The organism is Enterobacter cloacae complex sp. HYC074_NIDB (assembly GCF_056673345.1).
Genome location: NZ_CP114214.1, coordinates 3722528 through 3746535, shown reverse-complemented (window position 1 = coordinate 3746535; position 24008 = coordinate 3722528). Strand labels below are relative to the sequence as shown.

Genomic DNA, 24008 nt, shown 5'->3' with positions numbered 1-24008 from the left:
CACCTTATGAGTCAGAATACGCTGAAAGTTCATGATTTAAATGAAGATGCGGAATTTGATGAGAACGGAGCAGAGGCTTTTGACGAAAAAGCCTTAGTAGAAGAGGAACCCAGTGATAACGATTTGGCTGAAGAAGAGCTGTTATCGCAGGGTGCCACACAGCGTGTGCTGGACGCGACTCAGCTTTACCTTGGGGAGATTGGTTACTCCCCACTGCTAACGGCCGAAGAAGAAGTCTATTTCGCACGTCGTGCTTTGCGTGGTGATGTTGCCTCGCGTCGTCGCATGATCGAAAGTAACCTGCGACTGGTCGTGAAAATTGCCCGCCGTTACGGCAATCGTGGTCTGGCTCTGCTGGATCTGATTGAAGAGGGCAACTTAGGTCTCATCCGCGCAGTTGAGAAGTTTGACCCGGAACGCGGGTTCCGTTTCTCAACCTACGCGACCTGGTGGATTCGTCAGACCATCGAACGGGCTATTATGAACCAGACCCGTACGATTCGACTGCCGATCCACATCGTCAAAGAGTTGAATGTTTATCTGCGTACCGCGCGCGAGTTGTCCCATAAACTGGACCACGAGCCAAGTGCGGAAGAGATCGCAGAGCAACTCGACAAACCGGTTGATGACGTAAGCCGTATGCTGCGTCTCAACGAGCGCATTACCTCGGTTGACACCCCGCTGGGTGGCGACTCCGAAAAAGCGCTGCTGGACATCCTGGCCGATGAAAAAGACAACGGCCCGGAAGACACCACGCAGGACGATGACATGAAACAGAGCATCGTCAAATGGCTGTTCGAACTGAACGCCAAACAGCGTGAGGTGCTGGCACGTCGTTTCGGTTTACTGGGGTATGAAGCTGCGACACTGGAAGATGTCGGCCGTGAGATTGGCCTGACCCGTGAACGTGTTCGTCAGATTCAGGTTGAAGGCCTACGCCGCCTGCGTGAAATCCTGCAAGGGCAAGGTCTGAATATCGAAGCGCTGTTCCGCGAGTAAGCAACCATTCGTCAGAAAAGGCCCGTCGTGAGACGGGCCTTTTTTATGCCTTACGGCTGCGCCGTTTCGTGCAGCAAACGCCAGGTGATGTTATCCCCTTCCTGATTAAGCACCGCGGTTGACCAGCGCACGTTGACGGGCTGGCCTGGCCGGGTTTGCGTCTCCCGGTAATGGAGCACCGCGCCGTTGTCCCATGTCTGAAGCGTTGTTAACGCATCAATACCGATCCTGAGCCCGGGTCGGGTTCCCCGCTGCGTATTTAAAAATTGGGCAAGCGCGTGATGATCTAACGGGTTGCCACTCGGTGGAACCATCAGAAAATCCGGACGGAAACGGGCGAGCAGGGCGTCCCGATCGCCTTCGCCTGCACCTAACCAGTTTTCAAGGGCGACGTGAATGTCGAGGATCTCTTGTTCGAAATGGGTCATGGTTGCTCCTGTTGCAGTTGCGCAAGTAACTGCGTGTTGTTAAGACGGTAGACGTACAGTACGGGCAGTAGAGTGATGACTGCGGCAAAAACAAACATCCCGTGCCAGGCGGCCAGCGGCGGGAGATAAGCCTGCATGAAGCTCAGCGCCTGCGCCAGCAGCAGGGCACCCGCAAAAAAGCTCAACTGACGATTCAGATTCCATAGCGCGCTGGCATCAGGCATATTTTCCGGTCGCATCGTCAAAAACGCGCTGCTCTGAGCCGTACTGCTGCAAAGGCTTCCCCCCGCGCCCATCAGCGCAAACGCAACGGCAGGTAGCAGCATTGCCGGGCCGACGTTAACTAAAAGCAGAATGCCCGTCGCCTGCAAAAGGCAACCGATGACCACCAGCGGCCGGGGGCCGATACGGTTGAAATAGCGTCCTGTCGCGGTGATAGCCAAAAACGAAGCCACAGACCATGGCAGCATAAGCATGCCCGTTGCGGCGGGTGTCATATTGGCCTCGCTCTGGAGGTAATACATGCCCGTTACGTTCACGCCGATAAAAATGCCGGGTACGCACACATAGATAAGCATGGATAAGCGCAACAGCGGATCCGTCAGCAAAGACAGGTTTACTGTCCTGGTGGGGGTTATCGGCGACGGTTCTGTTTTAAGCCACGCGCAGGCCAAAGCAAAGGTGACAATGACGACGGGCAGGGTGGCAAAAAATATCCAGCGCCAGCTGAATGTCTGAACCAGCATACCGCCCACAGCCGGTGAGCACGCGGGGGCAAGCAGTGCGACCAGCATCACCGCCGAGGAGAGTCTGGCCCGCTCATGAGGCTTAAACTGTTGCCAGGTCAGCGCCTGACCAACCGGGATCAGTAAACCCCCTCCGGCGCCCTGTACGACTCGCCAGGCAATCAGACTTTCCAGCGAAGATGAGAGACCCGCCGCAACGGAGGCCGCGCTAAAGAGAAGCAGTGAGAGCAGGATAACGCGCTTCGGCCCGACGCGGCGCGTCAGGATACTGCTGAAAGGGATGACTAGCGTCAGCCCGGCAATGTATCCGTTACTTACCCAGGCAAGCGCGGAAGGTGTGGTATTGAAAGCGCGAGCCATCGCCGGAAAGGCGACGCTGGCAATAAACATGTTTATCAAATCAAGGAAAAAGCCGAGCAGAAAGACGACGGCGATTTTGCTGCGATACGTCATGGAAGTTCCTCCGGTGAGGTGGCGTATCGTATCGGCCCGCACGTTACGGATAAACGCGACAAAGCACGATATACTGTCAACATTATTTTGACAGTTAACCAGGCAAGCGATGCTTAATTTACAGCGTACGGCAATGTTTATCGCCGTAGCGGAAACCGGCAGTTTCACCGCCGCGGCGGAGGCGATGGGGCTGACAAAAGCGGTGGTCAGCTTTCATATTCGTCAGCTTGAAGAGGAGCTGGGCGTCACCCTGTTGCTGCGAACCACCCGACGCCTGACGCTGACCGAGGCGGGGAAGCTCTTTCATCAACGAAGCGTGATGCTGTTACGGGATGCAGAGCGATTGCAGGATGACGTTCGCGCCAACCACGCCGGGCTGACGGGAGAACTGCGGATCACCACCACGCCCGAATATGGCTCGCAGGTGGTGGTGCCTTTGCTGGCTGAATTTAGCCAGTTGCACCCGGACCTTCGCGTGCGGCATGTCTCGTCCTCTTTGCATGCCGATCTTATCGCCGAGCGCTTCGATGTCGCTATCCGGCTCGGCACGCTTGCAGATTCGCGCTACCACGCCGCGTTGATGACCTCCTTCACCATCCTGCCCGTGGCAACGCCAGGCTGGCTGGCAAACCATCCGGTTGACTCGCTGGAACAACTGGCGGAAGCGGACTGGATCATTCACGAGCGTTTAACGTCGCCGCTGCGCTGGCAGGTAAGAGGTGTTGATGGGCATCCGGTTTCCTTTGAGATCAAGAAAGCGCCGCGCCTGTATGCAGACAGCGCCCAGGCGCTGATGGCTTTTGCCCTCGCGGGATGTGGAGTGGCGCTGCTGCCGGAGTGGCTGGTGCGTAACGCACTGGATGCGGGGGAACTGGTCTCGCTGTTACCGGCGTACACGTTTGCTCAGCAGGGCATCTATGCCGTTTATCCCGATGCCCGGCATGTGCCCGCGAAAGTGCGAACATTTATTGATTTTATGCGCGTCAGGGTGACTTAACCCTGCATCATTTTTTTAATGAGCGCTGAAAATTGCTCTCGTTCCGCGCCGTTAAGGCGCCCCAGAAATGCCTCATCCACCTCATTTCCAATCGGTTTACTGCTCTCAAGCAGGGCCTCACCTTCGGCAGTCAGAAAGACAAACCGACGGCGTTTGTCTGCCGGATCGTGCTCGCGCCTGACCAGGCCGCGTGCTTCCATGCGGCTCAGCATTTCTGCCAGCGTCGCTTTGGTGCTCACCGCGACTTCAGTCAGGGCAACCTGCTCAATACCAGGATTTTCAGCAATTGACCGCATCACCGCATATTGTGGCTTGGTCAGTTCAGGCAATGCGTGCTGCCACTGGGCGGTATGCTGTTGAAAAAGCTGACGTAGCAGGTGGAAAGCTTCTTGTCTTAACTCCATGGACACTCCGACGGAAAAATACTCCCTCTATGATAGCCGCTCTTGGGCTGAATTTTAACGCGAGAGTTTTTTAGCGATTAGTGTGATCGTATGCGAACGATCTTGTCAGCAGCAGGATCAAGGCGTAGTTTAATTAATATGTTCGTATACGAACAAATTAATTGAGGTGCTGAATGAGATTGATTGTGGGAATGACGGGCGCGACGGGTGCGCCATTAGGCGTGGCGTTGTTACAGGCGCTGCGGGAAATGCCGGAGGTGGAAACGCACCTGGTGATGTCGAAGTGGGCAAAAACCACCATTGAGCTGGAAACGCCCTTCACTGCGCATGACGTTGCTGCACTGGCGGATGTCGTCCATAGCCCGGCCGATCAGGCTGCCACCATCTCCTCCGGCTCGTTTCGCACCGACGGCATGATCGTCATCCCGTGCAGCATGAAAACGCTGGCGGGTATCCGCGCGGGCTACGCCGAAGGGCTGGTAGGGCGTGCGGCAGACGTAGTGTTGAAAGAGGGGCGCAAGCTGGTGCTGGTTCCCCGTGAGACGCCGCTCAGCACCATCCATCTCGAGAACATGCTTGCTCTTTCCCGTATGGGCGTGGCGATGGTGCCGCCTATGCCTGCGTACTACAACCACCCGCAAACCGCCGATGACATTACCCAGCATATCGTGACCCGTGTTCTCGACCAGTTTGGTCTGGAGCATAAAAAAGCCCGACGCTGGGAAGGTTTGCAGGCAGCGAAACATTTTTCACAGGAGAATAAAGATGGCATTTGATGATTTGAGAAGCTTCTTGCAGGCGCTCGATGAGCAAGGGCAACTGCTGAAAATTGAGGAAGAGGTTAACGCCGAGCCGGATCTGGCGGCGGCCGCCAACGCGACCGGACGCATCGGTGACGGTGCGCCTGCGCTGTGGTTCGATAATATTCGCGGCTTCACCGATGCCCGTGTGGTGATGAACACTATCGGCTCGTGGCAAAACCATGCTATTTCGATGGGGCTGCCAGCGAATACCCCGGTGAAAAAACAGATCGACGAGTTTATTCGTCGCTGGGACAAATTCCCCGTCTCGCCAGAGCGTCGTGCAAATCCGGCCTGGGCGCAGAACACGGTGGACGGGGAAGACATCAACCTGTTCGACATTCTGCCGCTGTTCCGCCTGAACGACGGTGACGGAGGCTTTTATCTCGATAAAGCGTGCGTTGTCTCCCGCGATCCGCTCGACCCCGATCACTTCGGCAAACAGAACGTCGGGATCTACCGTATGGAAGTGAAGGGCAAGCGTAAGCTCGGCCTGCAACCGGTGCCGATGCATGATATCGCGCTGCATCTGCATAAGGCAGAAGAGCGCGGCGAAGACCTGCCTATTGCCATTACGCTGGGTAACGATCCGATCATCACCCTGATGGGCGCCACGCCGCTGAAATACGATCAATCCGAGTATGAGATGGCCGGTGCGCTACGCGAAAGCCCGTATCCGATTGCGACGGCTCCGCTGACCGGTTTCGATGTGCCGTGGGGGTCGGAAGTGATCCTCGAAGGGGTGATTGAAGGCCGGAAACGTGAAATTGAAGGGCCATTCGGTGAGTTTACTGGACACTACTCCGGCGGGCGCAACATGACGGTCGTACGCATTGATAAAGTCTCTTACCGCACCAAACCCATTTTCGAATCCCTTTACCTCGGCATGCCGTGGACCGAGATTGATTATCTGATGGGGCCCGCCACCTGCGTACCGCTCTATCAGCAACTAAAGTCGGAATTCCCGGAAGTGCAGGCGGTAAACGCCATGTACACCCACGGTCTGCTGGCGATTATCTCCACTAAAAAGCGTTACGGCGGTTTTGCCCGTGCGGTCGGCCTCCGCGCCATGACCACGCCACACGGTCTGGGTTACGTGAAAATGGTGATTATGGTGGATGAAGACGTCGATCCGTTTAACCTGCCGCAGGTGATGTGGGCGCTGTCATCAAAGGTCAATCCGGCAGGCGATCTGGTGCAGCTACCGAATATGTCTGTGCTCGAGCTTGACCCCGGCTCCAGCCCGGCGGGGATCACTGACAAGCTGATCATTGATGCCACCACCCCGGTTGCCCCGGACAACCGTGGTCACTACAGCCAGCCGGTACAGGATCTCCCTGAAACCAAAGCCTGGGCCGAAAAACTGACCGCGATGCTGGCGGCACGTCAATAAGGAGGAAAAAATGATTTGTCCACGTTGTGCCGATGAACATATTGAAGTGATGGCAACATCACCGGTGAAAGGTGTCTGGACGGTATATCAGTGTCAGCACTGTCTGTATACCTGGCGCGATACCGAACCGCTGCGCCGTACCAGCCGCGAGCATTACCCGGAAGCGTTCCGCATGACGCAGAAGGATATTGATGAAGCACCGCAGGTGCCGACGATCCCGCCGCTGCTGTAAAAAAAGCCCGGTGGCGCTACGCTTACCGGTCCTACGGGTTTTGTAGGCCGGGTAAGGCGAAGCCGCCACCCGGCAAAAGACCGCAGAAAACTAAACCAGACTCTTCAACCGATAAATCCACTCCAGCGCCTGACGCGGCGTCAGTGAATCCGGGTCGAGGTTCTCCAGCGCTTCTACCGCCGGAGAGGTCTCTTCCGGCACCGCCAGCAGTGACATCTGCGTACCATCTATCTGCGTAGCTGCCGCATTCGGTGACAAACTTTCCAGCTCACGCAATTTCTGACGCGCGCGCTTAATCACCTCTTTTGGCACGCCCGCCAGCGCGGCGACGGCCAGGCCATAGCTCTTGCTTGCCGCGCCGTCCTGCACCGTGTGCATAAAGGCGATGGTGTCGCCGTGCTCAAGCGCATCAAGGTGGACGTTAGCCACGCCTTCCATTTTCTCTGGCAGCTGTGTCAGTTCGAAATAGTGCGTTGCGAACAGCGTCAGCGCCTTGATTTTATTTGCCAGACTTTCCGCGCACGCCCAGGCCAGAGACAGGCCGTCATAGGTGGAGGTACCGCGTCCTACTTCGTCCATCAACACCAGACTGTTCTCTGTCGCGTTATGCAGAATGTTGGCGGTTTCGGTCATCTCGACCATAAAGGTAGAGCGACCGCTCGCCAGATCGTCCGCCGCACCCACACGGGTGAAGATACGGTCGATAGGGCCAATCTCAACCTTCTGCGCTGGAACGTAGCTGCCGATGTAGGCGAGCAGCGCGATAAGGGCTGTCTGGCGCATATAGGTACTTTTACCGCCCATGTTGGGGCCGGTAATGATCAGCATTCTTCGCTGCGGTGACAGGTTCAACGGGTTGGCAATAAACGGCTCGTTCAGCACCTGCTCAACCACCGGGTGGCGGCCTTCGGTAATGCGAATGCCGGGTTTGTCAGTAAAGGTCGGACAGGTGTAATTCAGCGTGTCGGCGCGCTCAGCCAGGTTTACCAGGACATCCAGCTCGGCCAGCGCAGCGGCGCTCAGTTGCAGGTCAGCCAGGTGCGGCATCAGGATGTCGAACAGCTCGTCATACAGCTGTTTCTCCAGCGCCAGCGCTTTACCTTTCGACGTGAGCACTTTGTCTTCGTACTCTTTCAGCTCGGGTATAATGTAGCGCTCGGCATTTTTCAGCGTCTGGCGGCGAACGTAGTGAATCGGGGCCAGGTGGCTCTGCCCACGGCTGATCTGGATATAGTAACCGTGTACCGCGTTGTAGCCGACTTTCAGGGTGTCGAGCCCCAGACGTTCACGCTCGCGGATTTCCAGCTTATCCAGATAATCCGTCGCGCCATCGGCCAGCGCACGCCATTCGTCCAGCTCTTCGTTGTAACCCGGAGCAATAACCCCGCCATCCCGCACCAGAACAGGCGGCGCATCAATGATGGCGCGTTCCAGCAGTTCGCGAAGCTCGGTAAATTCGCCCATGGTTTCGCGCAGCTTTTGCACTGGCGCGCTGTCGATCTCTCCCAGCTGAGCGCGCAGTTCCGGCAACTGCTGGAACGCATGCCGCATACGGGCGAGATCGCGTGGACGCGCGGTGCGCAAGGCCAGGCGCGCCAGGATACGCTCAAGATCACCCACCTGACGCAGCACCGGCTGCAATTCGGTATAACGATCCTGCAATGCGGCAATGGTTTGCTGGCGGCCAATCAGCGTTTCGGTATTGCGGATCGGCATATGCAGCCAGCGTTTGAGCATACGGCTGCCCATGGGGGTAACCGTACTGTCAAGAACCGACGCCAGCGTATTTTCCATGCCGCCAGCGAGGTTCTGCGTGATCTCCAGGTTGCGGCGCGTGGCGGCATCCATGATGATGCTGTCCTGCTGACGCTCCATGGTGATGGAACGAATATGGGGCAGGGCGGTACGTTGCGTATCCTTAACGTACTGCAACAGGCAGCCTGCGGCACACAGCCCGCGCGGGGCGTTTTCCACGCCAAAGCCAATCAAATCGCGCGTGCCAAATTGCAGGTTCAACTGCTGGCGCGCGGTATCAATTTCGAACTCCCACAGTGGACGACGACGCAGGCCGCGGCGACCTTCAATCAGCGCCATCTCGGCGAAATCCTCTGCATAAAGCAGTTCTGCCGGATTAGTGCGCTGTAGTTCAGCCGCCATGGTTTCACGGTCAGCCGGTTCACTCAGGCGAAAACGACCGGAGCTGATATCCAGCGTGGCGTAGCCAAACCCTTTACCATCCTGCCAGATCGCCGCCAGCAGGTTATCCTGGCGCTCCTGAAGCAGGGCCTCATCGCTGATGGTTCCCGGCGTGACGATGCGTACGACCTTGCGCTCAACAGGGCCTTTCGATGTGGCCGGGTCACCAATTTGTTCGCAGATAGCGACAGACTCGCCCTGGTTCACCAGCTTCGCCAGATAGTTTTCAACCGCGTGATGCGGGATACCCGCCATCGGGATGGGCTCGCCTGCCGACGCGCCACGTTTCGTCAGGGAAATGTCGAGCAGCTGAGACGCACGTTTCGCATCATCATAAAAAAGCTCGTAAAAATCGCCCATACGGTAAAACAGCAAAATTTCCGGGTGCTGTGCCTTCAGCTTCAGGTACTGCTGCATCATTGGCGTATGCGCGTCGAAATTGTCGATTGTGCTCATGGAGTTATGATATCCATTTCTTTGAAAATATTACGCTTTGAGCGGCTCAATGGCCGATTGTTCCTTCTATTGTCGCATGAAAAAAAGGTGCGGCGCAGAAAAAAGTCACGACTTTACGAGGCATCTTCCGCCATTAATTCAATGATGATTTTTCCGTGCTCGACGCCCACCCGCACCTGCGAGTTGGTGGTAAATCCCGCTTGTTCAAGCCAGTCGCCTTTCAGGCTTAGAGCTGCGTGTACGCTGTACCGTTTTGGAATTTTCGTTTTACGGTCTTCATGACGTTTTCTGAAGTAACCCACTTTCAAGTGACGATAGGGTTTGGCGATCGCGATCTGTTGCATAAGCGCTCCGGTGAATGCGGTCAAAGGTGATTATTTACGCCTGTATAAAATACCAGTAAAACGCGGCGGGGGGCGGGGAAATTCTGGAAGGACGCTTCAGAAAATGGAATGCAATGACTGAAAATGTGCAGATAAAAGGGTATTATAAATGCACTTTATTGTTGGGGACGGCGTTATGTCCGGTAAACGTATTTCACGAGAAAAAAAGACGATCGCCAGAATGATCGCCCTGTACGAAAACAGGTGTCCGCACGCCATAAAAGAAGAGGGGCACTATTCGGCGCTCAAGGCTTATGCTGATAAGCGGCTGGATAAATGCGTGTTTGGTGAGGAAAAACCTGCCTGCAAACAGTGCCCGGTGCACTGTTATCAGCCCGCCCGACGGGAAGAGATGAAGCAGGTGATGCGCTGGGCAGGGCCACGTATGTTATGGCGTCATCCGATTCTGACCATCCGACATCTGATCGACGATCGTCGTCCGGTTCCGGAATTACCGGAAAAGTATCGGCCCAAAAAATAATCGTCTCAGCGCCGCAGCGGACGACAAATCACGCTCAGCGCGACCGCGCTGCACAGTGGAAACACCGCCAGCAGCAGCCACGGGTAAATGGCCTCCGTCGAGGGCACCAGCGCCTTATCCAGCAGGCTGCCTAAACCTAAATTCCCCACCAGCACCGCGATGCCGCCGGCGGTTGAGAGTGCGCCATAGTGCGCTCCAAGCGTTGACTCCTCGGCAAAGCGCGGGATCAAATCTTTAGCCGACGGCACCAGCAGCATTTGTCCGAGCGTCAGCAGCGTGACAAGGCTTGCAGAGGGCAGCAGGCGCAGCCAGCCCTCCGGCGGCTCCGTCGCGGCAAAAAGCGCCACGCTGGCAAACGCGGCGGAGAGCAGCAAAAAGCCCACCGGTAAAATCCTTACCGCGCCAACCTTTCGGGCGAAGCGGGCGAGGGGCAATTGCAGAACAATGATCAGCACCGATGCCAGCATAAACAGCGGTCCCAGGTCTTTTTCGTTCCCCCCGGCGCGCTGGATCTCCACCGGCAGCGCCAGATAGAGCTGGTTATAGCTTAACAGCCATGAACTGTAGGCAATGATAAAGGCGACGAAACGCGGCTGACGGAACGTCGTCCACCAGGGCAGAATTTTCAGCGGCTTCGTGCTGTGATGTGCCGCAGGCAGGCAGAAAAATAGCACCACCAGCGCAACGATAAATATCCCTGCGCCTGCGAGCGCAACCTGACGAAAGCCCAGCCCCGTCAGCAGGGCCCCCATCACCGGGCCAAGAACGGCGCCAAGTTCACCGCACACCGCAAACAGCGCAAACCACTCCGCGCGGCTCCGTTTACCCTTTGCCTCACTTTGCGTTCCCGCTTTTGCCAGCAGGGCCTCTATCGACGGTGAGAACAGCGCGCCGCCAACGCCCGTCAGACAGGCCCCCAGAATGACGGGCCACAGGGATTGCCCAAAGGCCAGCAGTAAATAACCCACCACGCGGACGATGCAGCCGCTGAGGATCACGCTCTTCGCGCCAAACCGGTCTGAAAGCGCGCCGCCAACAATAAACATCCCCTGCTGGGAAAAGGTGCGCAGCCCAAGCACCAGCCCAATCAGCCCGCCGGAGAGCAGCATATCGTCACGCAAGAAGATCGCGAGGAAGGGAACGACCGCGTAAAAGCCAATGTTAAACACGAACTGGCTGCCCAGCAGAACGGGCGGCCAGAGCGTGGTGGCAGTGCGAAGAGGCATCGTTTTAACTCACCCCTACACGATAAAATGGATGTGTTTTTTGCCGTGGTACGGCGAGATCTCGATTCTGGTTTTCACCCTGAAGACGTCCCAGAGTAGTTCCTCGGATAAGATTTCCTGCGGCGTTCCGGTCGCCACAATCTGCCCTTGCTGCATCACAATCAGCGAATCGCAGAACATGGATGCGTGGTTAAGATCGTGAATGGCGACGATGCTGGTTACCGGCAGCTCACTGATAAGCTGCATGAGCTGCATCTGATGATGAATGTCCAGATGGTTGGTCGGTTCATCCAGCAGGATCTCGGTGGGCGTTTGCGCCAGCGCGCGGGCGATATGTACCCGCTGACGCTCGCCGCCGGATAAGCTCAGCCAGCCCTGTTCGCTGCGATCCAGCATATCCACGCGTTGCAGGGCGGCAGTGACGGTTTCGTCATCCTGCGCGCTCCAGTTTGAGAAGGGAGAATGGTGCGGAATTCGCCCCAGTTTGACGACGTCACGCACGCGCATATTGGCGTCGGTCATTCCGTGCTGTTCAACAAACGCCACGCGCCGCGCCAGCTGCTTTTTGGCAATGCGGGCAATGTCCTGTCCGTCCAGCGTCACGCACCCGGCATCCGGGCGGCGCAGACCTGCCAGTATGCGCAACAGCGAGGATTTACCGCAGCCGTTAGGGCCAAGCAGGCCCACCGTTTCGCCCCGGGAAACCTTCAGCGAAACATGATTCACAATGATCTTTTTACCTACCTTCCAGGTGATTTTCTCGGCGCAGATGCTCATTACTTATTCCTTGAGCGGTAGATAATCACGGCGAAGAACGGTACGCCCACCAGTGCGGTAACGACGCCAACCGGCAGGCTTTGCGGAGCAATCAGCATCCGCGAGGCGATGTCGGCCAGCACCATCAGGATCGCCCCCGCCAGCGCGCTGGCTATCAGCAGCGTGCGGTGCAGCGGCCCGAACAGGAAACGCATAACGTGCGGCACGACCAGCCCGACAAAACCAATAGAGCCCGCCATGCTGACGATGGTCGCGGTGATCAGGGCGGTGGTGGTAAACAAGGCCAGGCGCACCCAGGGCACGGCAATGCCCAACGAGGCGGCGGCATCATCACCGAACGTAAAGGCGTCCAGCGCACGGGAATAATAAAGACAGACGGCCAGCCCCGCCAGTACCACTACCAGCGCCAGCTGGAATTCCGGCCAGCGTACGCCGCTAAAGCTGCCCAGCAGCCAGAACATCACGTCGCGCGCCTGTTGCGCGCTGGCAGAGGTGCTGATGGTATAGGCGGTAATGGCGTTAAACAGCTGAGAGGCCGCTACGCCCGCCAGGATCGTGCGTTCATTGCCGCCGCGCGCGCCGTTGGTCAGGAAGGCGACGAAGGCAAAGGCGGCGAAGGCTCCGGCAAACGCGCCCGCAGAAAGCGATACTGCGCCGGTGCCGAGACCCAATACGACGACTGACACCGCCCCGGTTGACGCTCCCGCCGACACGCCGAGCACGTAAGGTTCCGCCAGCGCATTCTTCAAAAGGCTCTGCAATACGGCCCCGCAGATGGCCAACCCGGCTCCGCAACAGGCCGCCACCAGCGCGCGGCTGAGGCGAAAGTCCCAGATGACGCTCTCGTAGATGCGGTTGAGCGGAACGTCAGTCAGCCCCAGCTTATTGCTGATGGCGTAGAACACGTTATTGAGCGGGATAGACAACTCACCGATGCTGACGCCAAGGGCGATCACCAGAAACAACAGCACGAAGGCGAGCAGGCATGACGTGGTCAGGAGCACCCCCTGCCGCATCTGAAGTACGGCAGTGGTCATCAGTTCAGTCCCAGTTTTCTGAGCTGTTCGCCGACCTGCTCAGCACCGTAAAGCGTGCGAATCGTCGGGTTCATGGCCTGGCCGTCCATCACCACAATATGACCCTTCTTCACCGCCTCCATCTGGCTGACGGCTGGATCGCTTTTCAGGAATTTGATTTTTTCTTCGGCGTTGTCCAGCGCCCAGCGGTTACGATCCAGGCTGGAGACCACAATCACGTCCGGATTAGCGGCAATAATACTTTCCCAGCCCACGGTCGGCCATTCGGTCTCAGAGGTAATGGCGTTATGGCCGCCCAGCACGTTAGCAATAAAGCCAGAGGCGCTGTTTTTGCCGCCGACATAGGCATCAGCCGAAGGTGAGGAGCTTGAGAACCAGAAAACAAAGGAGAGGTCTTTGTTGTTTTTGCCAAACTCCTGGCGCAGGTCGGCTTCACGTTTTTTGAAGTCGGCGATAACGGCCTGACCGCGCGCTTCCACGTTGAAAATCTTGGCGAAATCCTCAATCTCTTGATAAAGGTAGGTCATGTCCCACAGCGTCTGGCGGCTGCCGTACATGTCGCCTGCGGCTTTTTTAGTGGCGCACATGCCCGGGGACAAGTAGCTGTTTACCCCAACGGTGGCCAGATCTTCACGCTTTGCGACCTTACTTTCAGGCCCGAGCAGCAGCGGCAGCTGTGCAGGAACAAAATCAGGGTTTTGCGCAAGAATGGATTCAAGTGTCGGAATTTCGACGGTCAGGGTTTTGATTTTTGCATTCTGCTCAGCCAGCTGCGGCAATACTTTGGTCGGCCAGAACGCGCTGGCTTTCACCTTATCTTCCAGACCCAGCAGAAGCAGGATCTCGACGGTATTCTGCCCCAGGGCCACAACGCGTTCCGGCGCTTTGGTGAAGGTTTCTTTATACCCGCAGTTTTCTATCGTGAGCGGGTACGTGGTAGCCAGAGCTGTACTCATTGATGCAACCGCCAGGCCTAACGCGCAGAGAACCTTTTTCATTAAACGCTACCTTCATTAAAATTATTTTGATGCAAATGAAACGCATTATTAAGGCGGAATTTTATACAGAGGAAAATATATTGTGTCAATGTGAGACAATTACGCAGAGTGATGAAAGGCGGCGCCATATACGGCGCCGGAATGACGGGTTAATTCAGGCTCTCTTTATCGATTCCCAGACGCTTCATGCGCGAGAGCAGGGTGGTACGCTTCAGCCCCAGCCGTTGCGCCGCGCCTTTCGGCCCGGCCACCACGCCGTTGGTCTCCCTGAGCACGCGCAAAATGAGCTGATATTCATCCTCTCCATCCTTCGCAACCTCGGTTGCGGCCACGGTCGTTTCCGCAAGAGAAACCTCCGGCAGGGACAGCTGAAGCACGTTCCCGCGCGTCAGCAGCACCGCGCGCTCGATGACGTTTTCCAGCTCGCGCACGTTCCCCGGCCACTCCATCGCCGAGAGTGTGCGTAGCGTTTCGGCAGGAATACTGTCGATATTTCGCCCCATCCGGCGGGCAATCTTCGCGGTAAAGGCTTTCACCAGCAGCGGAATATCTTCCGGGCGCTCGCGCAGCGGCGGCAGGCAGATCGGGAACACGTTCAGGCGATAGTAGAGATCGCTTCTGAACTCACGGTCTGCGACCATTTTTTTCAGATCGCGGTTGGTGGCGGCAATCAGACGCACGTCGGTCTGGATCAGCTTGTTGCTGCCGAGGCGCTCAAACTCCTGCTCCTGCAGCACGCGCAGCAGCTTGGGCTGGAGCTCCAGCGGCATATCGCCCACTTCGTCGAGGAACAAAGAGCTTTTATCCGCCAGCTCAAAACGGCCCAGCCGCTGGCTGCTGGCGCCGGTAAAGGCACCGCGCTCGTGGCCGAACAGGTCGCTTTCCAGTAAGCCAGCAGGCATCGCCGCGCAGTTCATCTTCACCATCCGGCGGCTGTTGCGGTTGCTCAGGTTGTGGATCGCCCGGGCAATCAGCTCTTTCCCGGTACCGGTTTCACCGAGGATCAGCACCGTGCTGTCGCTTTGCGCCACCATCTCCACCTGCTTGAGCACGCTGTACATGGCATCGCTGCGCCCGATGATTTCGCCAAACTCGCTGTCCACGTTGTTGAGCTGCTCGGTCAGCGCCAGGTTTTCGTCCACCAGCCGCTCCTTCAGGCGGTGGATCTCCTGATAGGCGAGGGCGTTATCCAGCGCGATGGAGATGCGCTCGGCGATCTGGCGCAGCAGCTTCAGGTTGGCGGTGGTAAATACGGCTTCATCGCACTGCGCCAGTTTGAGCACGCCGAGCATGGTGTTGCCGGACATCAGCGGCAGCAGGCACAGGGTCTGGATCTTGTTGCCCCAGGTGTTGAAGAGCATCCGCTCGTAGGGGGCTACCGGATCCTGTTCATTGAGATTGAGCAGCAGGATCTCTTTGCTTTTAAATACCCGCTCGGACAGCGTTCCCGCTTCGTCCACTTCGCTCTGCTCGTGCGCCGGGTTAGCTTCATCAAGGTAGTGGGTGGAGTAGATGTTCAGCTTGCCTTTCCGGTTGCCGCGTAGCGCAATGCTGATGGCATCGATTTTAAAATAGTGATGGATCTCTTTTGATACTTCGCTGACCAGCTCATCCATGTCCAGGCGGGAGAGCACGGCGTTGGTGATGGCAACCAGAATGCGGAAGTTATCGCGCTCGCGGCTCAGCAGGTCGTAGTCCACGTTATTGGTGACGCGGCTTTGGATCTGCTCCGCGACAACGGCCACAATCTGGGTAAAGGTGTGCAGGCGTTCGTACTCCGCCTCGCTCCAGGGCTGGTCGGTATCGCGGATAAACTCGCAGCCGCCAAAAATTTGCCCTTCCACCGCCAGCGGCAGCATGCTGTAGTGGCCGAAAGGGTGGTAAAGGTTGCTCTCTGCCAGCTTCGGCCAGGCCTGGCGAAACTGGTCAAAATTGCAGTGCAGCGCTTCCGGGCGGGAGAGAATACGCCGCACCGGGCCGTGGGCAAGAAACGTTTCATCTTCATATTCGAAGATTTTGCCGTTATCACGCGTTGAGAAATAGCTCGCGCGGTGGGTTGCGCTATGCCAGAGCACAATGGCGGCGCTGTCCGCCAGCGCAGATTGCCTGACCAGCCGCGTCAGGGCATCGCTCAGTGCGCCGAGGTCGGGCTGTTGTAAAAGTGTGCGCGTGATGTCAAACAGGCCCTGCTGTCCAAGATCGCTCATCGGTGTATACGGCATTGTTGCTTTCCAATAGAAACTGGCAAAAAGAGACGTTCGGCGCTGACCGCTATTGATGCGGTCTAGCAAATACGGGGTAACGGTTCAGCGTGCGGCAGATCCAGCGTGCGCTTCACGCCGTAAAGCCCGGTCAGGCGCACCCCTTTGCGCTCAACCACGTCGCCGATGATGGCCGCGTCTTTCCCTAATGGATGCGCGCGCAGCTGTGCAAGTACGGCTTCCGCCGCCGTGCGTTCCACGCCGATCACCAGCTTGCCTTCGTTGGCAAAGTTAAGCGGGTCTAGCCCTAATAGCTCGCATAGCCCGCGCACGGCGCCTTTGACAGGCAGGCCGCGCTCGGTCAGCTCAATTCCGCAGCCGCTGCTTGCGGCAAATTCGTGCACCACGGCATTCACGCCGCCTCGCGTGGCGTCGCGCAGGGCTTTTACGCCCGGCATGTCGCGCAGCGTCTGGATCAGCGGCGTGAGTACCGCGCAGTCACTGCGCAGTTCCCCGTCCAGCCCCAGGCCTTCGCGCAGGTTCAGGATGGTTGCCCCGTGGCAGCCCAGCGTGCCGCTGACAATCAGCACGTCGCCTGCGCAAAGCTGTTGAGCGCCCCAGTGAATATCGGCGGGGATCGCCCCCATCCCGGCGGTGTTGATAAAAAGCTTATCCGCCGCACCGCGCTGCACCACCTTGGTATCCCCGGTGACGATGGCGATCCCCGCCTCGCGGGCGGTGTGCGCCATGCTGTTGACCACCGCCGTGAGCGTTTCCATCGGTAACCCTTCTTCGAGGATAAACCCGCAGGAGAGGTAGCGGGGGATCGCGCCGCTGACGGCGACGTCGTTTGCCGTGCCGCAGACGGCGAGCTTGCCGATATCGCCGCCCGGGAAGAACAGCGGGTCAATCACGTAGCTGTCGGTAGAGAACGCCAGCCTGTCACCGTGTGCGGTGAGGGTTGAGAGCGCAATGCGCGCCTGATCTTCCTGCTCGGCGAGCCAGGGATTGTTAAAGGCGTCCATAAACAGCCGGTTAATCAGCTGCTGCATCGCCTGTCCACCGCTTCCGTGCGCCATTTCCACCGTGTTCATGCTTCACACTCCTGGTTGCGATAGTGATACCACGCGGCGCATGCCCCTTCTGAAGAGACCATCAGCGCGCCAAACGCGGTTTGCGGGTTACAGGCGTTGCCAAATAACGGGCAGTGATAAGGTTTGCATTTTCCGGTGAGTACGTCGCCACAGCGGGCGCGGGGATCGTCGCACACCTGCTGCGGCTGCGGTCGGAAATGCGCTTCGGCGTCGAAGGCGCGATACGCGGGCGTCAGGTGTACGCAGGATTCGGCAATCAGCCCCAGTCCGCGCCATTCGCTGTCGCCTTCGACGCTAAACACGTCGGCTATGGCCTGCTGTGCCCGTCTGTTACCTGCATCGGGCACCACGCGGCGATACTGATTTTCCACCGCACTCAGGGCCGCTATTTTCTGCTCAACCAGCATGGTCACGCCTTGCAGTAGATCAAGTGGCTCGAAACCAGCCACCACTAACGGACGATTGTACTGTTCAGCGATAAAACCGTAGGCTTCTGTGCCGATCACCATGCTGACGTGGCCCGGCGCCAGAAACGCGTCGATACCGTTATCCGGCGCTTCCAGCAGGCTGCGCAGCGTGGGAATAAGCGTGATGTGCTGGCAGAAAAAGTAAAAGTTTGTGACGTTGCGGGCTTTCGCCTGCTGGAGGGTAATGGCGGTGGCGGGCATGGTGGTTTCAAAACCCAGCCCGAAAAAGACGACCTTACGCTCAGGATTAGCCATCGCCAGCGTCAGGGCATCCATCGGTGAGTAGACGATCCGCACGTCCGCGCCGCGCGCCTTCGCCTGGAGCAGCGAGCCATTTTTTCCCGGTACACGCATGGCGTCGCCAAAGGTACAAAAAATCACACCGGGGCGGCTGGCGATGTCGAGACAGCTGTCGATGCGCCCCATCGGCAGCACGCACACCGGGCAGCCGGGGCCGTGGATAAATTCGATGTTCTCCGGCAGCAGCTGGTCGAGGCCAAATTTAAAGATGGCGTGGGTGTGTCCGCCGCACACCTCCATGATCCGCAGCGGTTTTTCTTTCGTGTAGTCCAGCAGCGACGCGCGGGACTTCAGGCGATCGATAAGCTGCAACACCTGCTCAGGCGCGCGATATTCATCAACGTAACGCATGTGTTATCGTTCCTCCCCATACAGCAGGGCGCCCACGTCCGGCTCGACGTCAAACATATTCTGTAGCGCGTCCAGCGTGTCGCGGGCTTCTTCCTCATTAATCACGCTCATGGCAAAACCTACGTGGACCAGCACCCACTGGCCGAGACGCGATGCGCCGGTCTCATCGTGGCTGCCTACCAGCGTCAGGTCGACATCGCGCAGGATGCCGCAGACCTCCACTTTGGCCTGATTGCCGTCGATGGAATGAATTTGTCCGGGGACGCCTATGCACATCGTTCGTTCTCCAGCCAGTTCAGCCAGGCGTCCATCCCGTCGCCGCGCGTGGCGGAAACCAGCAGGATCTCAATGTCCGGATTCACTTCGCGGGCGTAAGCCAGGCACTTATCCACGTCGAAATTCAGGTACGGCAGCAGGTCGACTTTGTTCAGCAGCATGAGGGAGGCGGCGGCAAACATATGCGGATACTTCAGCGGCTTGTCTTCCCCTTCGGTCACGGAGAGTACCGCCACTTTATGCCGCTCGCCGAGGTCGAAGCTTGCCGGGCAGACCAGGTTGCCGACGTTTTCAATGAACAGGATGCCGTTGTTCGCCAGCGGCAGGCGCGGGGCGGCGTCGGCAATCATCTGCGCGTCCAGATGGCACCCTTTCCCGGTGTTGACCTGAATCGCAGGCGTACCGGTTTCGCGGATGCGCGCGGCGTCGTTTACCGTTTGCTGGTCACCTTCGATAACGGCGCAGGAGACACGTTTATTCAGCCGTTTGAGGGTTTCGGTCAGCAGCGTGGTTTTACCGGAGCCGGGGCTGGAGACCAGGTTCAGCACCAGCTGTTCGCGCGCGGCAAAGCGGGCGCGATTGCGGACGGCGAGCTGGTTGTTTTTATCCAGCACGTTAATCTCCACCTCCAGCATCTGGCGCTGGCTGATGCCCGGCGCGTGGGTGCCCGCTTCGCCGCGGCCGTAATGCAGGTCACCCGCGTCGGAACGCTGCGGCGCGAAGGTGATGCCGGTCAGTGCCGCCGCGGGACGCGGGGCAGGGGAAAAGGGCGCGGAGCGAAACGCGGAGTGGGGGCGGTGTTCATCCCCTTCGATATACAGGTTGCCTTCAGCGCAACCGCAGGTACTACACATACTTTACTCCTTCTCGATTTCGAGGCGTTGGATCTGCATACCGTCATCCGCCACGATGCGCAGCCCGCTGCTCTGGCACTGCGGACAGCGCTGTACCTTCGATGACAACAGCGTGACGTACTCCTGACACTGTTCGCACCAGCACTCTGCCTGCTGCTCCTCGATATGCAGTGCGCAACCTTCCGCCAGCGTGCCGCGGCACACCAGCTCAAAACAGAAGGTGAGGGCGCTGGTCTCGACGCAGGAAAACGCCCCGACCTTCAGCCAGACGCCGGTCACGCGCTTCGCATGGTTCTGCACAGCCTGCTGTTCGATAAGTTCCAGTGCCCGCTGGCAGAGGGTGATTTCGTGCATGACGCCTCCTTAATGAATTGCCCCTTCAATGCAATAACAGTGCCAGCTTGATTTGCGTTACGGCGTGACGATGTCAACGCTGTCGAAATGACACGTCGACACCGCGGCGGTGACAGTACGTATCTTGTTAAAAGCTATTTAAATCAACAAATTAAAAGCTGGCACGAAAACTGCTTAACAGCCGCTAACTCCATTAACCGGATACCTTTTATGACTATTTGGGAAATTAGCGAAAAAGCGGATTACATCGCGCAACGTCATCAGCAGCTTCAGGATCAGTGGCACCTCTACTGCAACTCTCTGATTCAGGGGATCACCCTGTCAAAAGCCCGTCTGCACCATGCCATGAGCTGCGCGGCGCAGGGGGACATGCGCTTTGTGTTGTTTGGTCACTTCACGATTTTTGTCACCCTGGCGGAGAGCTTCAACAGCCACACCATTGAGTATTACGTTGAGACAAAAGAGGGTGAAAAACAGTGTATTGCGAAAGCTCAACTGATGGCCGACGGCATGGTGGACGGTCACGTCAGCAACCGCGATCGCCAGCAGGTGCTGGAGCACTATCTGGAGAAAATAGCGCCGGTTTATAACGGCCTCTACGCCGCCGTTGAGCACGATCAGCCGATCAACCTGAAACAGCTGATCGACGGAAAATCCTCCGCGAACGTGGCCTGAAAAGCGAGTGTCGAGAAGTGTCGATAAGACAGTTTTTTTTCGTCAAAAATGACCATCACCAGAGGATGACCCGGTGAACCGTTTTGTAATTGCTGACTCGACGGTCTGTATTGGCTGTCGGACCTGTGAGGCGGCGTGCTCGGAAACGCACCGCCTGCACGGGCTACAGTCCATGCCGCGCCTGCGCGTCATGCGTAATGAGAAAGAGTCTGCCCCGCAGCTCTGTCACCACTGTGAAGACGCCCCGTGCGCGGGCGTTTGTCCTGTCAATGCCATCACCCGCGTTGACGGCGCGGTACAGCTGAACGAAAGCCTGTGCGTGAGCTGCAAGCTGTGCGGCATCGCCTGTCCGTTCGGCGCCATTGAGTTTTCCGGCAGCCGTCCGCTGCATATTCCGGCGAATGCCAATACCCCGAAAGCGCCGCCTGCGCCACCGGCTCCGGCACGTGTGAGCACGCTGCTGGACTGGGTGCCGGGCATTCGCGCCGTTGCGGTGAAGTGCGACCTGTGCAGCTTCGATGAGCAGGGTCCGGCCTGCGTGCGGACCTGCCCGACCCGGGCGCTGGTCCTGGTCAACATCCGCGACATCGCTCGCACCAGCAAACGCAAGCGTGAGCTGACCATCAATACCGACGTCGGCGATCTTTCGCTGCTGCGGGCGCTTAACGAGGGGGCGAAATGAACGCGATAGTTATGATGACCAGCGGCGTGGCCTGGTTTGCCGCCGCCGCTGTCCTGGCGCTGCTCCTCGCCTTCCATAAAACGCTGAGCGGCGTGATCGCCGGTATCGGCGGGGCGGTTGGCAGCCTGATGACGCTGGCGGCGGGCGGGGTTGTCCTGATCGACGGGCAATCCGTCGACACCCTCATCCCGCTGATTCACCACGCCGTTGAGCTTACGCCGCTGAACGCCATCTGGCTGATAACCTTTGGCCTGTGCGGGCTGTTTATCAGCCTGTTTAATATCGATTGGCACCGCCATCAGCACACCAAAGCCAACGGCCTGCTGGTTAACCTGTTGATGGCCGCCGCGGTCTGTACCGTTGTCGCCAGCAACCTCGGCGCGCTGGTGGTGATGGCTGAAATCATGGCCCTGTGCGGCGTGTTCCTGACCGGATGCAGCGCCTCCGGCAAGCTGTGGTTTGCGCTCGGACGTCTCGGCACGCTGCTGCTGGCGCTGGCCTGCTGGCTGGTGTGGCAGCGTTTCGGCACGCTGGATTTCGCCGCGCTTAACGGCCAGCCGCTGGGCAACGACGTCTGGCTGTTGAGCGTAGTCGGTTTTGGCCTGCTGGCCGGGATAATCCCGCTGCACGGCTGGGTGCCGCAGGCGCATGCCAATGCCTCAGCCCCGGCCGCTGCGCTGTTCTCCACCGTGGTGATGAAGGTCGGTCTGTTCGGCATCCTGACGATAACCCTGACGGGCGATCAGCCGCCGCTGTGGTGGGGCGTGGCGTTGCTGATTGCGGGGATGATCACCGCGTTCGTCGGTGGCCTCTACGCGCTGATGGAGCACAACATCCAGCGTCTGCTGGCGTACCACACCCTGGAGAACATCGGGATTATCCTGCTCGGCATGGGCGCAGGCGTCACCGGGCTGGCGCTCAACCAGCCGGCGCTGATTGCCGCCGGGTTTATTGGCGGTCTGTATCACCTTATCAACCACAGCTTGTTTAAAAGCACCCTGTTCCTCGGCGCGGGCAGCGTCTGGTTCCGCACCGGGCACCGCGATATTGAGAAGCTCGGCGGGATTGGCAAAAAAATGCCCGTCATTTCGCTGGCGATGCTGGTCGGGCTGATGGCGATGGCTGCGCTGCCGCCGCTGAACGGCTTTGCCGGCGAGTGGGTGATTTATCAATCCTTCTTCGCCCTCGGCCAGAGCGAGGCGTTTATCGGGCGTTTACTCGGCCCGCTGCTGGCGGTGGGCCTGGCGATCACCGGCGCGCTGGCGGTGATGTGTATGGCTAAAGTTTACGGTGTCACCTTCCTGGGCGCGCCGCGCACCCGAGAAGCGGAAAACGCCTGCTGCGCCCCGGTACTGATGACCACCAGCGTGGTCGCGCTGGCGCTGTGCTGCATCGCGGGCGGGGTTGCCGCGCCGTGGCTGCTGCCGCAGCTGGGCCACGCCATTCCGCTGCCGCTGGGCACGGCGCATAGCGTCGTTTCCCAGCCGATGATGGCGCTGCTGCTGATTGCCGCGCCGCTCCTGCCGTTCGTGCTGATGCTGTTCTTCAGACGCGACCGTCTCGCCTCCCGCTCGCGCGGCGCGGCGTGGGCCTGCGGCTACGAACACGAGCAGTCGATGGTTATCACCGCCCACGGTTTCGCCATGCCGGTGAAAGAGAACTTTGCCGCCGTGCTGAAGCTGCGCCACTGGCTGAACCCGGTGGGCTGGGTGCCGGGCTGGCAGGGGGCCGCCGTGCCCGTACTGTTCCGCCGCCTGGCGCTGATCGAGCTGGCGGTGCTGGTGGTGATTGTCATTTCACGAGGAGCCTGACATGAGTCTGTTACTGGCAATTCTTCAGGCGCTGGTGCTGTTCGCCGCCGCGCCGCTGCTGTCGGGCATCACGCGCGTGGCGCGCGCCCGGCTGCACAACCGTCGCGGACCTGGCGTGCTCCAGGAGTACCGCGATCTCTTCAAACTGCTCTCCCGTCAGAGCGTCGCGCCGGATGCCGCGGGCTGGGTGTTCCGCCTGACGCCGTTTGTGATGGTGGGCGTGATGCTGACCATCGCCACCGCGCTGCCGGTGGTGACGGTGGCGTCGCCGCTGCCGGTGCTGGGCGATCTGATTACGCTGATCTACCTCTTCGCCATCGCGCGTTTCTTCTTTGCGATTGCGGGCCTGGACACCGGCAGCCCGTTTACGGGTATCGGTGCCAGCCGCGAGGCGATGCTCGGCGTGCTGGTTGAGCCAATTCTGCTGCTGGGGCTGTGGGTCGCCGCGCAGGTTGCAGGCTCGACCCACATCAGTTTCATCACCGACACCGTTTACCACTGGCCGGTTTCACGTTCGCTCCCGCTGGTGCTGGCGCTCTGCGCCTGCGCGTTCGCCACGTTTATCGAGATGGGCAAGCTGCCGTTCGATCTCGCGGAAGCGGAGCAGGAATTACAGGAGGGGCCGCTCACCGAGTACAGCGGCTACGGCTTTGCGGTGCTGAAGTGGGGCATCAGTCTCAAGCAGCTGGTGGTGTTGCAGATGTTCGTCGGCGTTTTCTTCCCGTGGGGGCAGATGACGCACTTCTCTGCGGGCGGCCTGCTGCTGGCCGTGGTGGTGGCTGTGCTCAAGCTGCTTATCGGCGTGCTGGTCATTGCCCTGTTTGAAAACAGCATGGCGCGCCTGCGTTTTGTCGAAACGTCACGCATTACCTGGGCTGGTTTTGGTTTTGCATTTTTAGCGTTCGTCTCCTTGCTGGTGGCGTGATTAAAGAGAGTG

General features: G+C 58.6%; 25 protein-coding genes. 10 read left to right on the top strand and 15 right to left on the bottom strand.

Features of this window, described 5'->3' with window-relative positions; genetic code table 11:
• Window positions 1-6 precede the first annotated feature (6 nt).
• A complete protein-coding gene (rpoS, locus tag O1724_RS18250) occupies window positions 7-999 on the top strand; it encodes an RNA polymerase sigma factor RpoS (RefSeq protein ID WP_013098493.1) in 993 nt (330 codons plus the stop codon).
• A gap of 50 nt (window positions 1000-1049) precedes the next feature.
• On the opposite strand, the gene O1724_RS18245 is transcribed toward rpoS, so the two are convergent.
• The gene (locus O1724_RS18245; protein ID WP_414538900.1) at window positions 1050-1427 is read right to left on the bottom strand and encodes a DUF4440 domain-containing protein; all 378 of its coding nucleotides are present in this window, start codon (window positions 1425-1427) and stop codon (window positions 1050-1052) included.
• The gene (locus O1724_RS18240; RefSeq protein WP_126296936.1) at window positions 1424-2626 is read right to left on the bottom strand and encodes an MFS transporter; all 1203 of its coding nucleotides are present in this window, start codon (window positions 2624-2626) and stop codon (window positions 1424-1426) included. Before O1724_RS18240 ends, O1724_RS18245 begins: the two co-directional genes overlap by 4 nt.
• A gap of 109 nt (window positions 2627-2735) precedes the next feature.
• Here O1724_RS18240 and O1724_RS18235 point away from each other — a divergent pair, with 109 nt between their 5' ends.
• Window positions 2736-3623 carry a LysR family transcriptional regulator gene (locus O1724_RS18235; RefSeq protein WP_023323674.1) on the top strand — a complete coding sequence of 296 codons (888 nt, stop codon included), beginning with the start codon at window positions 2736-2738 and terminating at the stop codon, window positions 3621-3623.
• Here O1724_RS18235 and O1724_RS18230 read toward each other — a convergent pair.
• The gene (locus O1724_RS18230) at window positions 3620-4027 is read right to left on the bottom strand and encodes a MarR family winged helix-turn-helix transcriptional regulator (RefSeq protein ID WP_022651767.1); all 408 of its coding nucleotides are present in this window, start codon (window positions 4025-4027) and stop codon (window positions 3620-3622) included. The two genes, O1724_RS18235 and O1724_RS18230, sit on opposite strands and share 4 nt — an antisense overlap.
• A gap of 173 nt (window positions 4028-4200) precedes the next feature.
• Between O1724_RS18230 and O1724_RS18225 the strand changes: the two genes are divergently transcribed.
• The 3 genes from O1724_RS18225 to O1724_RS18215 are packed head-to-tail and all read left to right on the top strand — an operon-like array spanning window position 4201 to window position 6452.
• A complete protein-coding gene (locus O1724_RS18225; RefSeq protein WP_003862111.1) occupies window positions 4201-4803 on the top strand; it encodes a non-oxidative hydroxyarylic acid decarboxylases subunit B in 603 nt (200 codons plus the stop codon).
• Entirely contained in the window at window positions 4793-6220 is a 1428-nt protein-coding gene (locus O1724_RS18220; protein WP_023314736.1) for a non-oxidative hydroxyarylic acid decarboxylases subunit C, read from the top strand. The genes O1724_RS18225 and O1724_RS18220 overlap by 11 nt, the downstream gene beginning before the upstream one ends.
• Window positions 6221-6230: 10 nt before the next feature.
• Window positions 6231-6452: a non-oxidative hydroxyarylic acid decarboxylases subunit D gene (locus O1724_RS18215; protein WP_003862116.1), complete on the top strand. Its 222-nt coding sequence runs from the start codon at window positions 6231-6233 to the stop codon at window positions 6450-6452.
• 90 nt (window positions 6453-6542) lie between these two features.
• On the opposite strand, the gene mutS is transcribed toward O1724_RS18215, so the two are convergent.
• Together mutS and O1724_RS18205 are read right to left on the bottom strand one after the other, a co-directional pair.
• Window positions 6543-9104 (bottom strand): DNA mismatch repair protein MutS, encoded by a 2562-nt coding sequence (gene mutS, locus O1724_RS18210; protein ID WP_126296935.1) that lies wholly within the window; start codon window positions 9102-9104, stop codon window positions 6543-6545.
• 113 nt (window positions 9105-9217) lie between these two features.
• Window positions 9218-9448 (bottom strand): SymE family type I addiction module toxin, encoded by a 231-nt coding sequence (locus O1724_RS18205; protein WP_045335710.1) that lies wholly within the window; start codon window positions 9446-9448, stop codon window positions 9218-9220.
• A gap of 175 nt (window positions 9449-9623) precedes the next feature.
• Between O1724_RS18205 and O1724_RS18200 the strand changes: the two genes are divergently transcribed.
• Window positions 9624-9968 (top strand): nitrous oxide-stimulated promoter family protein, encoded by a 345-nt coding sequence (locus O1724_RS18200; protein WP_022649174.1) that lies wholly within the window; start codon window positions 9624-9626, stop codon window positions 9966-9968.
• A 5-nt stretch (window positions 9969-9973) separates the two neighbouring features.
• Here O1724_RS18200 and O1724_RS18195 read toward each other — a convergent pair whose 3' ends face one another.
• From O1724_RS18195 to hypA, 10 genes are all read right to left on the bottom strand, one after another.
• Window positions 9974-11194, bottom strand: coding sequence for an MDR family MFS transporter (locus O1724_RS18195; protein WP_061856254.1), 1221 nt, complete (start codon window positions 11192-11194; stop codon window positions 9974-9976).
• A 15-nt stretch (window positions 11195-11209) separates the two neighbouring features.
• A complete protein-coding gene (gene eitC / locus O1724_RS18190; protein WP_022651751.1) occupies window positions 11210-11971 on the bottom strand; it encodes a siderophore ABC transporter ATP-binding protein EitC in 762 nt (253 codons plus the stop codon).
• Window positions 11971-13008 carry a FecCD family ABC transporter permease gene (locus tag O1724_RS18185; RefSeq protein ID WP_022651750.1) on the bottom strand — a complete coding sequence of 346 codons (1038 nt, stop codon included), beginning with the start codon at window positions 13006-13008 and terminating at the stop codon, window positions 11971-11973. The genes eitC and O1724_RS18185 overlap by 1 nt, the downstream gene beginning before the upstream one ends.
• Window positions 13008-14006: a siderophore ABC transporter substrate-binding protein EitA gene (eitA, locus tag O1724_RS18180; RefSeq protein WP_022651749.1), complete on the bottom strand. Its 999-nt coding sequence runs from the start codon at window positions 14004-14006 to the stop codon at window positions 13008-13010. Before eitA ends, O1724_RS18185 begins: the two co-directional genes overlap by 1 nt.
• 149 nt (window positions 14007-14155) lie before the next feature.
• A complete protein-coding gene (gene flhA, locus O1724_RS18175; RefSeq protein ID WP_023323668.1) occupies window positions 14156-16228 on the bottom strand; it encodes a formate hydrogenlyase transcriptional activator FlhA in 2073 nt (690 codons plus the stop codon).
• Between the two features lie 62 nt (window positions 16229-16290).
• A complete protein-coding gene (gene hypE, locus O1724_RS18170; RefSeq protein WP_003862131.1) occupies window positions 16291-17301 on the bottom strand; it encodes a hydrogenase expression/formation protein HypE in 1011 nt (336 codons plus the stop codon).
• Window positions 17298-18419: a hydrogenase formation protein HypD gene (gene hypD, locus O1724_RS18165; protein ID WP_126296934.1), complete on the bottom strand. Its 1122-nt coding sequence runs from the start codon at window positions 18417-18419 to the stop codon at window positions 17298-17300. The genes hypE and hypD overlap by 4 nt, the downstream gene beginning before the upstream one ends.
• A 3-nt stretch (window positions 18420-18422) precedes the next feature.
• A complete protein-coding gene (locus O1724_RS18160) occupies window positions 18423-18695 on the bottom strand; it encodes a HypC/HybG/HupF family hydrogenase formation chaperone (protein ID WP_003862132.1) in 273 nt (90 codons plus the stop codon).
• Complete coding sequence (gene hypB, locus O1724_RS18155; protein WP_023323665.1) at window positions 18686-19549, bottom strand: hydrogenase nickel incorporation protein HypB; 864 nt, start codon at window positions 19547-19549, stop codon at window positions 18686-18688. The genes O1724_RS18160 and hypB overlap by 10 nt, the downstream gene beginning before the upstream one ends.
• A 3-nt stretch (window positions 19550-19552) precedes the next feature.
• Complete coding sequence (hypA, locus tag O1724_RS18150) at window positions 19553-19903, bottom strand: hydrogenase maturation nickel metallochaperone HypA (protein ID WP_022651745.1); 351 nt, start codon at window positions 19901-19903, stop codon at window positions 19553-19555.
• Window positions 19904-20113: 210 nt separating this feature from the next.
• On the opposite strand from hypA, the gene hycA reads away from it, so the two are divergent.
• The 4 genes from hycA to O1724_RS18130 all read left to right on the top strand — a co-directional run bounded on the left by hycA (window position 20114) and on the right by O1724_RS18130 (window position 23996).
• Window positions 20114-20578, top strand: a complete 465-nt coding sequence (hycA, locus tag O1724_RS18145) for a formate hydrogenlyase regulator HycA (protein WP_022651744.1) — start codon at window positions 20114-20116, stop codon at window positions 20576-20578.
• A gap of 73 nt (window positions 20579-20651) precedes the next feature.
• Entirely contained in the window at window positions 20652-21260 is a 609-nt protein-coding gene (locus O1724_RS18140) for a 4Fe-4S dicluster domain-containing protein (protein ID WP_017692772.1), read from the top strand.
• A complete protein-coding gene (gene hycC, locus O1724_RS18135) occupies window positions 21257-23071 on the top strand; it encodes a formate hydrogenlyase subunit 3 (RefSeq protein ID WP_126296933.1) in 1815 nt (604 codons plus the stop codon). Before O1724_RS18140 ends, hycC begins: the two co-directional genes overlap by 4 nt.
• Window position 23072: 1 nt before the next feature.
• The gene (locus O1724_RS18130) at window positions 23073-23996 is read left to right on the top strand and encodes a respiratory chain complex I subunit 1 family protein (protein ID WP_022651742.1); all 924 of its coding nucleotides are present in this window, start codon (window positions 23073-23075) and stop codon (window positions 23994-23996) included.
• The last annotated feature ends 12 nt before the right edge of the window (window positions 23997-24008 follow it).

Excerpts from the sequence above, each read along its gene's own strand:
- rpoS (WP_013098493.1), top strand. The coding sequence starts at position 7 with ATGAGTCAGAATACGCTGAAAGTTCATGATTTAAATGAAGATGCGGAA.
- O1724_RS18245 (WP_414538900.1), bottom strand. The coding sequence starts at position 1,427 with ATGACCCATTTCGAACAAGAGATCCTCGACATTCACGTCGCCCTTGAA.
- O1724_RS18240 (WP_126296936.1), bottom strand. The coding sequence starts at position 2,626 with ATGACGTATCGCAGCAAAATCGCCGTCGTCTTTCTGCTCGGCTTTTTC.
- O1724_RS18235 (WP_023323674.1), top strand. The coding sequence starts at position 2,736 with ATGCTTAATTTACAGCGTACGGCAATGTTTATCGCCGTAGCGGAAACC.
- O1724_RS18230 (WP_022651767.1), bottom strand. The coding sequence starts at position 4,027 with ATGGAGTTAAGACAAGAAGCTTTCCACCTGCTACGTCAGCTTTTTCAA.
- O1724_RS18225 (WP_003862111.1), top strand. The coding sequence starts at position 4,201 with ATGAGATTGATTGTGGGAATGACGGGCGCGACGGGTGCGCCATTAGGC.
- O1724_RS18220 (WP_023314736.1), top strand. The coding sequence starts at position 4,793 with ATGGCATTTGATGATTTGAGAAGCTTCTTGCAGGCGCTCGATGAGCAA.
- O1724_RS18215 (WP_003862116.1), top strand. The coding sequence starts at position 6,231 with ATGATTTGTCCACGTTGTGCCGATGAACATATTGAAGTGATGGCAACA.
- mutS (WP_126296935.1), bottom strand. The coding sequence starts at position 9,104 with ATGAGCACAATCGACAATTTCGACGCGCATACGCCAATGATGCAGCAG.
- O1724_RS18205 (WP_045335710.1), bottom strand. The coding sequence starts at position 9,448 with ATGCAACAGATCGCGATCGCCAAACCCTATCGTCACTTGAAAGTGGGT.
- O1724_RS18200 (WP_022649174.1), top strand. The coding sequence starts at position 9,624 with ATGTCCGGTAAACGTATTTCACGAGAAAAAAAGACGATCGCCAGAATG.
- O1724_RS18195 (WP_061856254.1), bottom strand. The coding sequence starts at position 11,194 with ATGCCTCTTCGCACTGCCACCACGCTCTGGCCGCCCGTTCTGCTGGGC.
- eitC (WP_022651751.1), bottom strand. The coding sequence starts at position 11,971 with ATGAGCATCTGCGCCGAGAAAATCACCTGGAAGGTAGGTAAAAAGATC.
- O1724_RS18185 (WP_022651750.1), bottom strand. The coding sequence starts at position 13,008 with ATGACCACTGCCGTACTTCAGATGCGGCAGGGGGTGCTCCTGACCACG.
- eitA (WP_022651749.1), bottom strand. The coding sequence starts at position 14,006 with ATGAAAAAGGTTCTCTGCGCGTTAGGCCTGGCGGTTGCATCAATGAGT.
- flhA (WP_023323668.1), bottom strand. The coding sequence starts at position 16,228 with ATGCCGTATACACCGATGAGCGATCTTGGACAGCAGGGCCTGTTTGAC.
- hypE (WP_003862131.1), bottom strand. The coding sequence starts at position 17,301 with ATGAACACGGTGGAAATGGCGCACGGAAGCGGTGGACAGGCGATGCAG.
- hypD (WP_126296934.1), bottom strand. The coding sequence starts at position 18,419 with ATGCGTTACGTTGATGAATATCGCGCGCCTGAGCAGGTGTTGCAGCTT.
- O1724_RS18160 (WP_003862132.1), bottom strand. The coding sequence starts at position 18,695 with ATGTGCATAGGCGTCCCCGGACAAATTCATTCCATCGACGGCAATCAG.
- hypB (WP_023323665.1), bottom strand. The coding sequence starts at position 19,549 with ATGTGTAGTACCTGCGGTTGCGCTGAAGGCAACCTGTATATCGAAGGG.
- hypA (WP_022651745.1), bottom strand. The coding sequence starts at position 19,903 with ATGCACGAAATCACCCTCTGCCAGCGGGCACTGGAACTTATCGAACAG.
- hycA (WP_022651744.1), top strand. The coding sequence starts at position 20,114 with ATGACTATTTGGGAAATTAGCGAAAAAGCGGATTACATCGCGCAACGT.
- hycC (WP_126296933.1), top strand. The coding sequence starts at position 21,257 with ATGAACGCGATAGTTATGATGACCAGCGGCGTGGCCTGGTTTGCCGCC.
- O1724_RS18130 (WP_022651742.1), top strand. The coding sequence starts at position 23,073 with ATGAGTCTGTTACTGGCAATTCTTCAGGCGCTGGTGCTGTTCGCCGCC.